Source organism: Caulobacter sp. GW821-FHT09A05, assembly GCF_059418465.1.
The window spans coordinates 1-14,182 of sequence record NZ_JBWKPX010000033.1; the positions used below are offsets into that span (position 1 = coordinate 1).

Consider the following 14,182-nt stretch of genomic DNA (forward strand, 5'->3'; position numbering starts at 1 on the left):
GGCGCCGGCCTGGCCGCGGGTCGGGCTGCGACCGGGGCGGCGGCGGCGGCCCGAGGCGAGGCGGCGCGGACAGGCGCGACAGGAGTCGGCGCGGCATGGACCCGGCGGGCCGGAACGACCGGCGCGGGCCGCGCGTGGCGGATATGGGAACGGACGGCGGGGCGGGCGGGGGAAGGCGAGTCCTGCGGATTGGCGATCGGCGCCATGGCCGTGACCAGGGTCCCGTCGGGTCGGCGCCAGGTCTGCAGGGACGGCCCGGTCGCGACGACGGGGACCGGCGGTTCCGCGGCGCTGGGCGGGCCGCCCAGCAGGCCGTCGGCCGGCGCGCCCTCGGCGGCGGACGGCGCGTCCGTCGGACCGGGAGGCTGCGAGGTCTCGTAGCCCAATTCCGCCGGGGCGGCCGGCGGAGTCTGGACCGGCTCACGCGCGCCGCAACCGACGATCGTCAGGACGCTCGTCGCGCAGCCGGCCAGAACCACCGAACGGAGCGCCGCCGAACGGACTGTTATAGGCGCCATCGGCTCCCCCGATTTCCTGTCTTGAAGTTTCGCCAAGCTGAGCCTCGCGTCTCGGCTCGAGAAAACCACGTCGTGGCGATCAAATCAAAACGGTTAACAAGGATTTACGAACCGGTTTCTTCTCATGCGCGAACTTTCGACGCCTCATAGAGCGCCACCGCCGCCGCGGCGGACACGTTCAGGCTCTCGAAGCCGCCGGGCATGGCGATCCGGCCCATCGCGTCGCAGTGCTCGGCCACCAGCCGGCGCACGCCTTCGCCCTCCGACCCCAGCACCAGGACGGTGGGACGATCGTCCAGCACCTGGTCCAGCGTGCCCTCGGCCTCGCCGGCCAGGCCCACGGCCCGCCAGCCCAGGTCGGCCAGTTCCTCCAGCGCGCGGGAGAGATTGACCACGCGCGCGTGGGGGATCTTGTCCACCGCCCCGACGGCGGTCTTGGCCAGCACGCCGGTCAGGGCGGGGGCGTGGCGGTCCTGCAGAATCACCCCCTTGGCGCCGAAGGCGGCGGCCGAGCGGAAGATCGCCCCGATGTTCTGCGGGTCGGTGATCTGGTCCAGCATCACCAGCAGCCCCCGGGCGGGGGTTCCCAGGTCGTGGACGCTCAGCATCTCCGGCTCGTCGATCTTCAGGGCCAGGCCCTGGTGCACGGCGCCGGCCGGCAACTGACGGGCGATGTCGGCGCCCTCCATGATCTGCAGGAAGGGGGCTCGGCTCAGAGTCGGGGCGAGTCGCTTGGCGCGGTCCGGGGTGGCCAGAAGCCGTTTCGGAACGGGTCTGGCGGGGTTGGAAAGGGCTGCCTCGACGGCGTGAGTCCCCCAGATCCAGTCCTTGGCGTCGCCCTGGCCCTTGGAAAACTTGTTGTTTTCCCGAGGCTTGGAACGAAAATCACGTCCGGGCGAAGAAGGCTTTTTCCGGTCGTTGCGTTCGGAATGAGAGGACACTATAAGACGCGCTCCGATTTGGGGCCCTGAGGGTTTCCAAGAGCCAGGGCGGCGCTGCTTTAGCACCGTCTCACAGGTCTCGAGGAAGCTTTTGTTCCTTTTTCGTGACGGGCGGTCCGCCGCCGGTTTCGAGGATGGAAAGGCCGCTTTGAAGGAACTCTGTCGCGCGCTGGGGGAATGTCCCGAGTGGCAAAGGGGGGGGACTGTAAATCCCCTGGCGTACGCCTTCGTAGGTTCGAGTCCTACTTCCCCCACCACGCGCGACGAGAGCTCCCAAGAAGCCTGGGCCCCGAAGAAGCCAGACCGGGAGCCGATCGCGACCCCGCTAGCTTGGCGGGTATAGCACAATGGTAGTGCAGCAGCCTTCCAAGCTGAGGATGCGGGTTCGATTCCCGCTACCCGCTCCAGCTCCCAACACTGAAATTCCCTGAAACAAGCCCGCCGGCGCGAAGGTAGAGACGATGGCCAAGGAAAAGTTCGAACGTAACAAGCCGCACTGCAACATCGGCACCATCGGTCACGTTGACCATGGCAAGACGACGTTGACGGCCGCGATCACCATCATTCTGGCCAAGACCGGTGGTGCGACCGCGAAGAACTACGCCGACATCGACGCCGCGCCGGAAGAAAAGGCCCGCGGCATCACCATCAACACCGCGCACGTGGAATATGAGACGGCCAACCGTCACTACGCCCACGTCGACTGCCCCGGCCACGCCGACTATGTGAAAAACATGATCACCGGCGCGGCCCAGATGGACGGCGCGATCCTGGTGGTGTCGGCCGCCGACGGTCCGATGCCGCAGACCCGCGAACACATCCTGCTGGCCCGTCAGGTCGGCGTGCCGGCCCTGGTCGTCTACATGAACAAGGTCGACCTGGTCGACGACGCCGAGCTGCTGGAACTGGTCGAGATGGAAGTGCGCGAGCTGCTCAGCTCGTACGACTTCCCGGGCGACGACATCCCGATCACCAAGGGCTCGGCCAAGGTGGCCATCGACGGCGGCGACCCGGTGATCGGCGAGCAGTCGATCCTGGAACTGATGACCACGGTCGACACCTACATCCCGCAGCCGGACCGTCCGGTCGACCTGCCGTTCCTGATGCCGGTCGAAGACGTGTTCTCGATCTCGGGCCGCGGCACGGTGGTGACCGGCCGCGTCGAGCGCGGCATCGTCAAGGTCGGCGAGGAAGTCGAGATCGTCGGCATCCGTCCGGTCCAGAAGACGACCTGTACGGGCGTGGAAATGTTCCGCAAGCTGCTGGACCAAGGTCAAGCGGGCGACAACGTCGGCGTGCTGCTGCGCGGCACCAAGCGCGAAGACGTCGAGCGTGGCCAGGTGCTGTGCAAGCCGGGTTCGATCACCCCGCACACCAAGTTCGTGGCCGAAGCCTACATCCTGACCAAGGAAGAAGGCGGCCGTCACACCCCGTTCTTCACCAACTACCGCCCGCAGTTCTACTTCCGTACGACGGACGTCACGGGGATCATCAAGCTGCGCGAAGGCGTGGAAATGATCATGCCGGGCGACAACGCCGAGCTGGACGTCGAGCTGATCACCCCGATCGCCATGGAAGAGAAGCTGCGCTTCGCCATCCGTGAAGGCGGCCGCACCGTCGGCGCCGGCGTCGTCGCGAAAATCGTTGAATAACGATTTTCACGACCAGGCTTAGTGGCCAGAAACGCATGCGTTTCTGGCGCGCCAAGATCGTTGAGTAATCGATCGATCTCAGCGACCTAGCTGATCAGGCGAAGGCCCCGGAGGAAACTCCGGGGCCTTTTGCTTTGGAGTTTCGATCACGGAGAACCGATCTTTAGCCAAGCCGTGCTATGGGGCCACATGAACGACGCGCTGCAAGGCTTGTTGCCCAAGGATAAACTTGACGTGGATGCCGTGAGGCGGCTGTCCGCCAAGGGCTATCCCGCCATCGAGCCGATTCTGCCCGCCCTTCTGGAGTGGATGCAGGATTTGAATTGGCCTGTCGCACAGGCCTTGCATCCATTTCTGATCAGCCTCGGGGAACCTCTGGCGCCGCACATCCGATCGATCCTGCGGACAGACGACGACATCTGGAAGTACTGGGTTCTGATCTGCGTCGTGGCGGAGTCGCCCTCGCTGTTGTCGGCGCTCAAGCTCGAACTCGAACATTTGGCCAAAAAGCCGACCGACGGAGAACGCGAAGAACTGATCGATGAGCTGGCGCGAAACATGCTCCGGCGCCTCGACAACGGTTCAAGCCAAAGCGTCATGCCGGAGTCGTATCGGAAACATAACGAGGCGCTGCTGGGCCTGGAGCCTCACGAGCAGGACTAGGCTTGAGGTCTAAGGCTTCGCTTCTACCCTCGGCGCGGTCTTGTCCTTGCCGCCATGGTGAAGCACCAGCGCCGTGGCCGGGGCGTCACCGGTTTGGATGAAGCTGAAGGTGGCGCTGGCGGTCTTGGAGAAGAACTCGCCCGGCGCGCTGGCGTAGATCGGGAGAGGCGGTTCGTCCGGGCCCTGGCTGATCAGCTGCTCCCCCTGGCGGCGGATGGTAAAAGTGTAGGTCGGCGACAGGACGTAGGCGCCGACATAGCGATCGAGCGTCGCAGTGGACAACGCGACCACCTTCGGCGGCTGGTACGTTCCCACGCACAGTCCGGCCAGTTTTTCGGCCATGCTGTTGGACGGCGAGGCGTTGTAGTTGGACAGCACGACGGCCACCACGCCGTCCTTGGGATAGCGCACGATGCCGGTCGAGAAGCCGTTGATCCCGCCGCCGTGACCGACCCGCTCGTGGCCGGCCTCCTGGTCGATCCGCCAGCCATAGCCGTAGTGGTGGCCGTAGTCGGTGAACATCGCCTGGCGCGAAGCCGGGGTGAGGATTTTGCCATCGGCCAGGGCGCGGTCCCAGATCAGCAGGTCGTCGATGGTGGAATAGAGCGAGCCGGCCGCATAGGGCAGGGTCATGTCCAGATAGTCGGCGTTCTTCCAGCCGTCCTTGGAGCCCTGGTAGCCCGAGGCCCGGTGGCGCAGGATCATGCCGCTGACGTCGTAGCCGCTGTCCTGCATGCCCAGCGGCGCGAAGATGTGCTTGCCGACATAGTCGGCATAGGTCTCGCCCGAGACCTTTTCGATGACGTAGCCCAGCAGGATGTAGCCGGTATTGTCGTAGGCGTATTTCGCGCCCGGCTCGAACTCGAGCGGCATGTCGCGGGTCAGCTTGATGATTTCGTCGGGCGTCAGCGGCAGCTTGGAGTCCTTCGCGAAGAACGTGGGCAGGGCGGTGTAGCTGGGGATGCCGGAGGTGTGGGTCAGCAGGTGCTTGATCGTCACCTTGGCCCAGGCCGGCGGGGCGTCGGCGTAGTATTTCGAGATCGGATCGTCGACCGACAGCTTGCCCTGCTCGGCCAGCTGCAGGATCGCCGTGGCGGTGAACTGCTTGGTGATCGAGCCGAGGCGGAACTTGGTGTCGGCGGTGTTGGCGACATCCCACTCGCGGTCGGCCGCGCCGAAACTCTCGCGCCACACCGGCGCGCCGTCCTTGGCCACCAGGATCGAGCCGCTGAAGGTCTGGGCTTCCTGGTAAGGCCTGATCAGGGCGCGCGCCTGCTCGGCGTAGTCCGGCCCGGCGCAAGCGGGCGCGGCGGCGAGAGCGGGAGAGGCGGCCAGCAAGCAGGTCGCGCCGAGCACTATCGTCAACTTCATGAGATTGATCCCCTTGTCGATTGGACGATCGGCGTCCGGGCGACAAGGCGCAATTTAAGGATGCGTAATCTTGGCTTGTGGGGCGGCCGCGCTTCACGCCGTCGTCACCGGCTCGGCCAGGTAGGCGTGGATCGCGGCCACCACCTGGGCGCCTTCGCCGACCGCCGCCGCCACCCGCTTGACCGAGCCGGCCCGCACGTCGCCGATGGCGAATACGCCATGGCGGCTGGTCTGCAGGGACGGATGGCCTGGGGCCAGGTCCTGGCCGGTGCGCACGAAGCCGTGGTTGTCCAGCTCCACCCGGCACTCCCTCAGCCAGGCGGTGTTGGGCGCGGCCCCGATGAACAGGAACAGGTGGCTGATCTCGCAGCGGTCTTCCTCGCCGGTGTCGAGGTCGCGGTGGCGAATCGCGCGCAGCTGGCCGTCCTCGCCCTCCAGGGCGACGATCTCGTTGCGGGTGACGATCTCGATATTGGGCAGGCTCTTGATGCGGTCGATCAGGTAGCGGGACATGCTGGCGTCCAGGCTCTTGCCGCGGATCACCAGCCACACCTTCTTGACCTGGCTGGCCAGGTACACAGCCGCCTGGCCGGCTGAGTTGCCGGCCCCGACCAGCGCCACCTCCTGGCCGGCGCACAGCCGGGCCTCGAGCGGCGAGGCCCAGTAGTGGACGCTGCTGCCCTCGAACTGGTCCAGGTTGGCGATATCCAGCCGCCGGTAGCGGGCGCCGCTGGCGATCACCACGGTCCTGGCCTGGGTGGTCTCGCCGCTGACCAGCTTCAGGTGATAGCCGCCGAGGCCTCCGTCCTTTTTGGCGTCGCCGTCGCAGTCGAGCGTCGCTACCTCGTCGGGGATGGCCAGGTTGGCGCCGAACTTCTGGGCCTGGTTGTAGGCGCGGGCCATCAGGGCCATGCCCGATACGCCGGTGGGGAAGCCCAGATAGTTCTCGATCCGCGCCGAGGCCCCAGCCTGGCCGCCGAACGCCCGGGTGTCGAGCACCAGCACCGACAGGCCCTCCGAGGCGGCGTAGACCGCGGTGGCCAGGCCCGCGGGGCCGGCGCCGACCACGGCCACGTCGTAGACATGGTCCGGATCCAGCTCGCCGACCATGCCGATGCAGCGGGCCAGTTCGGCGTTGGACGGGTGGCGCAGCAACTGGCCACCGGGGCAGAGCACGATCGGCAGTTCAGCCTCGTCGATCGAGAAGCGCTCGATCAGCACCTTGGCGCAGTCGACGGTGTCGGGGTCCAGGTGTCGGTAGGGGTGGCCGTTGCGGCCCAGGAAGCCGGACAGGCGAATGACCACGCCGTCGGCGGCGCGGCCGATGATCACCGGGCCTCCAGCCCCCGTTTCCAGAAGTCCGACCCGGCGCAGGATCAGGGCCCGCATGATCCGCTCGCCCAGCTCGGCCTCGGCGATCAGCACCGCGCGCAGCCGATCGGGCTTGATCCGCAGCACCTCCAGGTCGGTCACGGCGTGGACGTCGACCAGGGACGGGCGGTTCGACAGCTGGGCTAGCTCGCCGATGAAGGCGCCGGGGCCGTGCTCGACGATCAGGTGGGTTTCGTCCAATGCGTCGCGGCGGGTGACCCGGGCGGCGCCCTCCAGCACCACCATGACCCCGGGCGAGACCTCGCCAGCCTTGGCCAGCACGGCGCCGGCCTTGGCGTGGGCCCTGTCGCCGAACCGGCGGATGCGGTCGATCTCCTCCGGCTCGAGGATGGGAAACATCTGGTCGCGGCGGGTGTCGATGATGGCCATGACCCTAGAGTGCTTCAGGATCGTCGTTCGGTCATCCGCCCGGCGTGACGGAATTTGAATGTTCGCGCCGTCGTGAACGGATCGAGGGCTTCGGGGTTGGAGATGGTGGCGACGAGGCGGTAGACTCCGGCCATGTCGAAAGCCGCCGCCCAACGCCGTTCCGCCGTCCAATGGCGCGTCGCGGCCGGGTCCGAGACCGTCGCCCGCGCCACGCCCCAGGAGGTCGCCGTGGGCCTGTCGTTCGACGGCCGGCCGCACACCGTGCTGATGGCCACCCCGGACGATGTCGAGGACCTGGCTCGCGGCTTCACCGTGACCGAGGCGGTGGCCCGCGCCGAGGACATTCTGGGCGTCGAGGTCAAGGAGACGGACCTGGGAATCCTGGCTGATGTCAGGCTCAGGCCCGGGGCGATCCAGCGGAAGGCGCGGCCGCGCACCCTGGAAGGGCGGTCCAGCTGCGGGTTGTGCGGCGTGCAGCGCCTGGCCGACGCGGTGCGGCCGCTGCCGCGCCTGCAGGGCGGCGCCAGGGTCACGCACCAGGCCGTGCAGCGGGCGGTCGACGCTCTGGACGACGCCCAGGCCCTGGGCCGCCTGACCCGCGCCACCCACGCGGCGGCCTTCGCGGACGGGGAGGGGACGCTGCGCCTGGTCCGCGAGGATGTCGGCCGCCACAACGCCCTGGACAAGCTGGCCGGGGCGATGGCGCGCGAGGGGCGCGATGCGTCCGAAGGCCTGGTGCTGGTCACCAGCCGCTGCTCGTTCGAGATGGTCGAGAAGACCGTGCGGATGGGGTGCGCGATCCTGGTGGCGGTCTCGGCGCCCACCGACCTGGCGATCCGTCGGGCCGAGGAGGCCGGCCTCACCCTGGCGGCCCTGGCCCGGGCGGACGGCCATACCGTCTTCACCCATGCCGAGCGCCTGCTCGACGTTGTTCCGGAGTGCGTTTGATGGCCGACGACGACGGCAAGCCGAACGTGGGCATTCCCGGCATCCATCGCTATGACGGCGCCGCCGGCGGCTGGGGCGCGCTGAAGGCGGTGGCCGGCGCGCTGAGCGACCAGGAGACGGTGATCGAGGGGGGCAAGACCCTGCTGCGCGCCAACCAGCCGGAGGGCTTCGACTGCCCCGGCTGCGCCTGGCCCGACCCCAAGCACACCTCGTCGTTCGAGTTCTGCGAGAACGGGGCCAAGGCGGTGGCCTGGGAGGCGACGACCAAGCGCGCCACGCCCGAGGTGTTCGCTGTCCATACCGTCGCCGAACTGCTGACCTGGAGCGACCACGCCCTGGAGGACCTGGGCCGGCTGACCCATCCCATGGCCTACGACCGGGCCACGGACCGCTTTGTTCCCATCGCCTGGGACGCGGCGTTCGCGCGCGCCGCCGACGCCTTGCGCGGGCTGGAGCACCCGGACCAGGCCGAGTTCTACGCCTCGGGCCGGGCTTCCAACGAGGCGGCGTTCCTGTTTCAGCTGCTGGGCCGGCGGGTGGGGACCAACAATTTCCCCGACTGCTCGAACATGTGCCACGAGCCGACCAGCGTCGGCCTGCCGGACTCCATCGGCATGGGCAAGGGCTCGGTGACGCTGGAGGATTTCGACCATGCCGACCTGATCCTCAGCTTCGGCCACAACCCGGGCACCAACCATCCGCGCATGATGACCACCCTGCGCGACGCCTCGCGACGAGGCGCGACGATCCTGGCCTTCAATCCGCTGAGGGAGCGGGCGCTGGAGAAGTTCGCCGCGCCGCAGGACCCGGTCGAGATGGCGACCCTGGGCTCGACCCCGATCGCCTCGGCCTACTACCAGGTGGCCATCGGCGGCGACGCCCTGGCGGTGCAGGGGATCATGAAGGCCGTGCTGGCCCTGGACGCCGAGAGCCAGGGGACGGTGCTGGACCGCGCCTTCATCGCCGAGCACACCGAAGGCTTCGAGACGGTCAGGGCCGTGGTCGAGGGCCTGACCTGGGACGAGATCGAGGCGGGCTCGGGCCTGACGCGGGTCCAGATCGAGGAAGCGGCCCGGGCCTATGCCGCCGCCAAGGCCACGATCCTCTGCTACGGCATGGGCCTGACCCAGCACCGCAGTTCGTCCAGCACCGTGCAGCAGCTGGTCAACCTGCTGCTGCTGAAGGGAAACATCGGCCGGCCGGGGGCGGGGATCTGTCCGCTGCGCGGCCATTCCAACGTCCAGGGTGACCGCACGGTCGGGATCTGGGAGAAGCCGTCGGCGGCGTTTCTGGACTCCATGGACCGGGTCTTCGCCTTCAAGTCGCCGCGCGAGCACGGCCATACCGTGGTGGAAACGATCGCGGCCATGGAGGCGGGACAGACCCGGGTGTTCCTCGGCCTGGGCGGCAATTTCGCGGTGGCCGCGCCCGATCCGACCCGGACCTTCGCGGCGATCCGGAAGGTCGGGCTGACGGTCCACGTCGCCACCAAGCTGAACCGGACCCACCTGCTGCACGGCGACGAAAGCCTGCTGCTGCCGTGCCTGGGCCGCACGGAGGTCGATGTCCAGGCCAGCGGCCGCCAGGCCGTGACGGTCGAGGACTCGATGTCGATGGTCCACGCCTCGCGCGGCCTGAACGCCCCCGCCTCGGCGCAGCTGAAGTCCGAACCGGGCATCATCGCCGGGATCGGGGCGGCGCTGTTCGGGCCCGGCGACATCGTCGACTGGCCCGGCCTGGCCGCCGACTACGACAGGATCCGCGACCTGATCGAGGCGGTCTTCCCCGAGGCCTTCGCCAACTATAATGAGCGCGTGCGCCAACCGGGCGGTTTCCGCCTGCCGGTGCCGCCGTCCGACCGCGTCTGGAAGACCCCCAGCGGCAAGGCCCAGTTCCTGGCTCATCGCCGCGACGGGCTGGACGCCCGGCGCGGCCAGGCCGACGTGCTGCTGCTGACCACCCTGCGCAGCCACGACCAGTACAACACCACCATCTACGGCCAGAACGATCGCTATCGCGGCGTGTTCGGCCGCCGCGACGTGGTGTTCGCCCATCCCGACGACATCGCCGCCCGCGGCCTGAAGGCCGGCGACCGCATCGACCTGACGGCGGCCTTCGACGACACCGGGCGACGCGCGGTGCGCGGCTTCACCCTGGTCGAGCGGGACATCCCGCGCGGCTGCCTGGCCGCCTACTATCCCGAAACCAATGTGCTGGTCGCGCTGGAGGACCACGACCGCCGCAGCGGCACCCCCGCCTACAAGTCGGTTCCGGTGCGGCTGGCGGCCCATGGGGGCTGAGGGGCGCGGGACCCCGACGGGACGCCGCTTCGATTGCGGCCCAATCATGACAACCGGGTCATGACCTCGAATTAAGTCGTTTCTCGATAAAGCCGCGGCTAGCCTTCCCTCAACAACGCCTTGCTTCGAGGGAACACCGATGCGCGCTCTTTTACTTCTGGCCACCGCCGCCACCGTCCTGGGCTTCGCCGGGGCCGCCGCCGCCGATCCGTCCGTGAAGATCAAGGACGCCGTGGCGCGGGTCGTCGTGGTGCCCGAGGCGCGCGGCGACGTGAAGGTCGAATTCCTGACCACCAACAAGAGCCTGCCGCTGAACATCCGCCGGGACGGGTCCGACGTGACGGTCGACGGCGGCCTGCGGCGGAACCGCATCAACGGTTGCAACACGGTGATGGGCAAGACCGTGGTCCATGTGCGCGGCGTCGGCGACGTGAAGTGGGAGGACATTCCGCAGATCGTGGTCCGCGTGCCGATGGACGCCGAGGTGGGCGCGGCGGGCGCGGTGTTCGGCAGCGTCGGCCGCACCGACCACCTGGAGCTCTCCAACGCCGGCTGCGGCGACTGGACCGTGGCCAACGTCAAGGGCAAGCTCGAGCTGAGCCAGGCCGGTTCGGGCGACACCAGGGCCGGCAGCGCCGGCTCGGCCGAGATCAACATCGCTGGCTCCGGCGACGTGAAGACCCAGGAGATCGGCGGCGACCTGGAGATCAACATCGCCGGCTCGGGCGGCGTCACGACCGCCAGCGTCAACGGCAAGCTCGAGGCCAACATCGCCGGTTCCGGCGATGTGACCGTCAACGGCGGCCGCTCGCGGTCGGTCGAGGTCAGCATCATGGGGTCGGGCAATGTCGATTTCGGCGGCGAGGCCGATGCGGTCGAGGTGTCTGTCGCCGGTTCGGGCGACGTGCGCATCGCCAAGGCCAACGGTCCGGTCCACAAGTCGGTCGCCGGATCCGGTGACGTGATCATCGGCCGCTAGCGTCGGTCCCGGGCCTACGGTCCGCTACGCGGTCCTCCGCGCGGGATGACGACAGTGGAAGGCGCGTTTCAATCGAGTCCAGACCCACGCGGCCACCGTGTCATCCCGGCCGTCCATTCGTCACGGCCGGGATGACAATAGTCTGAGTTAATGCTCTTTGGGTCGCTTCGCGGCAGGGCCGTGTTCGGATCGAAGGAAGCGGCATGAAACTGCAGATGCTGGCCCTGGCTTGCGCGCTCGCGCTGCCCGCTGTTTCGCAGGCCGCCGCGCCCAAGCCGCTCTATCGCGATCCCGTCACCGACGGCGCCGCCGACGTATCGATCGTGTTCGACAAGGCCCGCCATGAGTGGGTGATGTTCTACACCAACCGCCGCGCCACGATGAAGAGCTCCGACCCCAAGGACGTGGCTTGGGTGCATGCCACGCCGATTGGCCTGGCGACGTCCAAGGACGGCTTGGCCTGGACCTACAAGGGCGTGGCGAGGATCCCCGCCGCCTGCACGGGCCAGACCCTCTGGGCCCCGGAGCTTTATGCCGAGGGCGGGACCTATCACATGTGGCTGACCGTGGTGCCGGGCGTCTTCCATCGCTGGAACGAGCCGGGGGCCATGGCGCGGATCGTCCACCTGACCAGCAAGGACCTGAAGGCCTGGACCTGCGGCGAGACGCTGGACCTGGGCTCGGACCGGGTGATCGACGCCAGCGTAGCGAAGATCGGCGACCGCTATCGCCTCTGGTACAAGGACGAGCGCAAGGGCGCCCGGATCGTGACGGCGGAGAGCTCCGACCTGGTCCATTGGAAGCCCGCCGGCGATAAGCCGGTGGTCGACATGGCCGCCGAGGGGGCCAAGGTGTTCCGCTGGAAGGACGCCTGGTGGATGGTCGCCGACGCCTGGAAGGGCCTGATCGTGCTGCGCTCGGACGACGCCGAGACCTGGACCTTGCAGCCGAGCCGCCTGCTGGAGCAGCCGGGAACGCAGGCCACCGACACCGCCAAGGGCCAGCATCCCGACGTGGTGGTCAGCGGGGGCAGGGCCTTCCTCTACTACTTCGTCCACCAGTCCAACGAGCCGCAGGCCAAGGCCGACCCGTACTACGGGCAGCGCACCGTGATCCAGGTGGCGGAGCTGAAGGAGGCGGGCGGCGTGCTGTCGGTCGACCGCGAGGCGCCGGTGGAGCAGGGGCTGGTCGCGCCGGGGCGCTGAGGTTCGGCGAACCGCGCGTCCAAACATATATATAAAGCGAAAACGCCCCGGAGCCGAAGCTCCGGGGCGTTCCGTTGTCCGCTGATCGCGAACGGCGATCCTTAGCGGATGCCGAAGCCGAACAGGGTGTCGGCGTCGATCAGGTCGGCTCCCGAACGGTCGCGGGTCTTCAGGCTGCCGCCGAAGGTGTAGCGGAAGCCAACCTTCACGGCTTCCGAGTTCAGGTCCGCGAGGTCCTTGGACTCGGTGTGGGTGTACTTGCCGAAGGTCGACCAGCCGGTGTTGGCGAACTTGTATTCGCCGCCGATGTTGACGTCCCAGATGTCGGCTTCGTTGCCGGCGTCGCCGTCCAGCTTGGAATAGCCGGCGCCGGCGTCCAGACGGAAGTCGTCCGAGACGAAGTAGCGGGCTTCGCCGCGCACGGCGTACAGGTCGGCGTCCAGGTCGTTCGACTGGCCGTAGGCGACCAGGCCGTTCAGGGTGACCTTGTCGAAGTACTTGGAGGCTTCGCCGCCGACGGCCCACAGGGTGTCGTTCGACGGACGCGACAGGGCCGCGAAGCCGCCGACGCGCACGGTGCCGCCGGCGACCAGGGTCGTGGCGTGGGCGGCGGTCGAGGCGACGGTTTCGTCGCTGATGTCGTTGTCGTTGACCGAGACGTTGCCGTTCAGGGTGACGGTCCAGGCGCCGGTCGGGATGGCGACGTTGCCGTCGACCTTCACCGAGGTGCCATCGACGTCGACGCCGGTGGCCTTGACGTCGCTGTAGTTCACGGCGGCGCCGATCGAGCCGACGTTCTGAGCGAAGGCGGGAGCCGAGACGGCCAGCGCCAGGACGGCGGCGGCGGCGAAGAATTGGGTCTTCATAGTGGGTAATCCCCTTACTGTGTGGCCTCGATCGGCGGGCGGTCGTTTGGGGAGGGCCGCCCGTCCGTCGAGGAGCGGCGGATCTATGGAGCTTCGCCCGGGGCGGCAAGACCGTCTGGAGCGGTCAATAGAGAATTGATGCAGTTTTATGACACTTGCGAAGGCGAGTTAACGTCCCTATCGCATGCGCCCTCGCGTTCATGCTCCCACGCCGTCTTCCGAGCATGCTTCACATGACGGCGTTATATTGAAGCTGACCTGTCCCAAGTCTGGCGCCTCTCGATGGAGGCCGAGACCTGATCCTTCGTCCGGGGCGCGATACGCGCCCGGGCCAGGTCCTGGCGCTCCGGAACGTCCAGGAAGAAGGGGCGGGCGAGGGGAGGCGAACACCCCTTCGAAACCCGTCCCGAACCGCTTGACGAAACCGATTCCCGCACGTAAAAGCCCCCCTCTGTTGGACCGGCTGTGAGCTTTCGGGCTCAGACGCGGTTCGCGAACGACTGCTGATCGCGCCTTTTGGGGCGCAGTTTGCGGTCACAGGCCCTCTCGGGAGACCGGGCGGGCCAATTTGTTTTGCGGACGCTGCGTTCGGACCCCTCACGGGGACCGAGTTGGTCTTTGAAATGGTTCGAGACGCGGGCGCAGCCCACTAGGAAACCGAGCGATATGGATCGTCAGAACATCCGCATCCGGCTCAAGGCCTTCGATCACCGCGTGTTGGATCATTCCACGCGCGAGATCGTCAATACGGCCAAGCGCACGGGTGCGACGGTACGGGGCCCGATCCCCCTGCCCACGCTTATCGAGAAATTCACCGTCAACCGCTCGCCGCACGTCGACAAGAAGTCGCGCGAGCAGTTCGAGATCCGTACGCACAAGCGCGTCCTCGACATCGTTGATCCGACTCCGCAGACCGTGGACGCGCTGATGAAGCTCGACCTGTCGGCCGGCGTCGACGTCGAAATCAAGCTGTAAGGA

11 protein-coding genes, 2 tRNA genes and 1 pseudogene are annotated in these 14,182 nt (G+C 67.8%); 9 read left to right on the forward strand and 5 right to left on the reverse strand.

Going from position 1 to position 14,182, the window contains the following annotated elements:
- Together AC07NX_RS22330 and rlmB are read right to left on the reverse strand one after the other, a co-directional pair.
- Positions 1–518: pseudogene (locus tag AC07NX_RS22330) on the reverse strand (hypothetical protein); the annotation flags it as partial.
- Between the two features lie 122 nt (positions 519–640).
- A complete protein-coding gene (gene rlmB / locus AC07NX_RS22335) occupies positions 641–1,459 on the reverse strand; it encodes a 23S rRNA (guanosine(2251)-2'-O)-methyltransferase RlmB (protein WP_494644826.1) in 819 nt (272 codons plus the stop codon).
- Positions 1,460–1,630: 171 nt separating this feature from the next.
- On the opposite strand from rlmB, the gene AC07NX_RS22340 reads away from it, so the two are divergent.
- The 4 genes from AC07NX_RS22340 (at position 1,631) to AC07NX_RS22355 (ending at position 3,774) form a co-directional block, all read left to right on the forward strand.
- A tRNA-Tyr gene (locus AC07NX_RS22340) sits at positions 1,631–1,716 on the forward strand.
- A gap of 76 nt (positions 1,717–1,792) precedes the next feature.
- Positions 1,793–1,866 (forward strand) — tRNA-Gly (locus AC07NX_RS22345).
- 54 nt (positions 1,867–1,920) lie between these two features.
- The gene (tuf, locus tag AC07NX_RS22350; protein ID WP_035072114.1) at positions 1,921–3,111 is read left to right on the forward strand and encodes an elongation factor Tu; all 1,191 of its coding nucleotides are present in this window, start codon (positions 1,921–1,923) and stop codon (positions 3,109–3,111) included.
- A 189-nt stretch (positions 3,112–3,300) separates the two neighbouring features.
- Positions 3,301–3,774 carry a DUF5071 domain-containing protein gene (locus AC07NX_RS22355; RefSeq protein ID WP_494644828.1) on the forward strand — a complete coding sequence of 158 codons (474 nt, stop codon included), beginning with the start codon at positions 3,301–3,303 and terminating at the stop codon, positions 3,772–3,774.
- A gap of 9 nt (positions 3,775–3,783) precedes the next feature.
- Here AC07NX_RS22355 and AC07NX_RS22360 read toward each other — a convergent pair whose 3' ends face one another.
- Both AC07NX_RS22360 and AC07NX_RS22365 read right to left on the reverse strand, forming a co-directional pair.
- The gene (locus tag AC07NX_RS22360) at positions 3,784–5,145 is read right to left on the reverse strand and encodes a serine hydrolase (protein WP_494644830.1); all 1,362 of its coding nucleotides are present in this window, start codon (positions 5,143–5,145) and stop codon (positions 3,784–3,786) included.
- Positions 5,146–5,238: 93 nt separating this feature from the next.
- Positions 5,239–6,906 carry an FAD-dependent oxidoreductase gene (locus AC07NX_RS22365; protein WP_494644832.1) on the reverse strand — a complete coding sequence of 556 codons (1,668 nt, stop codon included), beginning with the start codon at positions 6,904–6,906 and terminating at the stop codon, positions 5,239–5,241.
- Between the two features lie 132 nt (positions 6,907–7,038).
- On the opposite strand from AC07NX_RS22365, the gene fdhD reads away from it, so the two are divergent.
- From fdhD to AC07NX_RS22385, 4 genes are all read left to right on the forward strand, one after another.
- Positions 7,039–7,854: a formate dehydrogenase accessory sulfurtransferase FdhD gene (gene fdhD, locus AC07NX_RS22370; protein ID WP_494644834.1), complete on the forward strand. Its 816-nt coding sequence runs from the start codon at positions 7,039–7,041 to the stop codon at positions 7,852–7,854.
- Positions 7,854–10,154 (forward strand): FdhF/YdeP family oxidoreductase, encoded by a 2,301-nt coding sequence (locus AC07NX_RS22375; RefSeq protein WP_494644836.1) that lies wholly within the window; start codon positions 7,854–7,856, stop codon positions 10,152–10,154. Before fdhD ends, AC07NX_RS22375 begins: the two co-directional genes overlap by 1 nt.
- A gap of 139 nt (positions 10,155–10,293) precedes the next feature.
- Complete coding sequence (locus AC07NX_RS22380) at positions 10,294–11,133, forward strand: GIN domain-containing protein (protein WP_494644837.1); 840 nt, start codon at positions 10,294–10,296, stop codon at positions 11,131–11,133.
- Between the two features lie 203 nt (positions 11,134–11,336).
- Entirely contained in the window at positions 11,337–12,338 is a 1,002-nt protein-coding gene (locus tag AC07NX_RS22385) for a glycoside hydrolase family 43 (RefSeq protein ID WP_494644839.1), read from the forward strand.
- A 101-nt stretch (positions 12,339–12,439) separates the two neighbouring features.
- Here the strand turns inward: AC07NX_RS22385 and AC07NX_RS22390 are convergent, their stop codons facing one another.
- The gene (locus tag AC07NX_RS22390) at positions 12,440–13,204 is read right to left on the reverse strand and encodes a hypothetical protein (RefSeq protein ID WP_494644841.1); all 765 of its coding nucleotides are present in this window, start codon (positions 13,202–13,204) and stop codon (positions 12,440–12,442) included.
- Between the two features lie 666 nt (positions 13,205–13,870).
- Here AC07NX_RS22390 and rpsJ point away from each other — a divergent pair.
- A complete protein-coding gene (gene rpsJ, locus AC07NX_RS22395) occupies positions 13,871–14,179 on the forward strand; it encodes a 30S ribosomal protein S10 (RefSeq protein ID WP_004616952.1) in 309 nt (102 codons plus the stop codon).
- Positions 14,180–14,182: the final 3 nt, after the last annotated feature.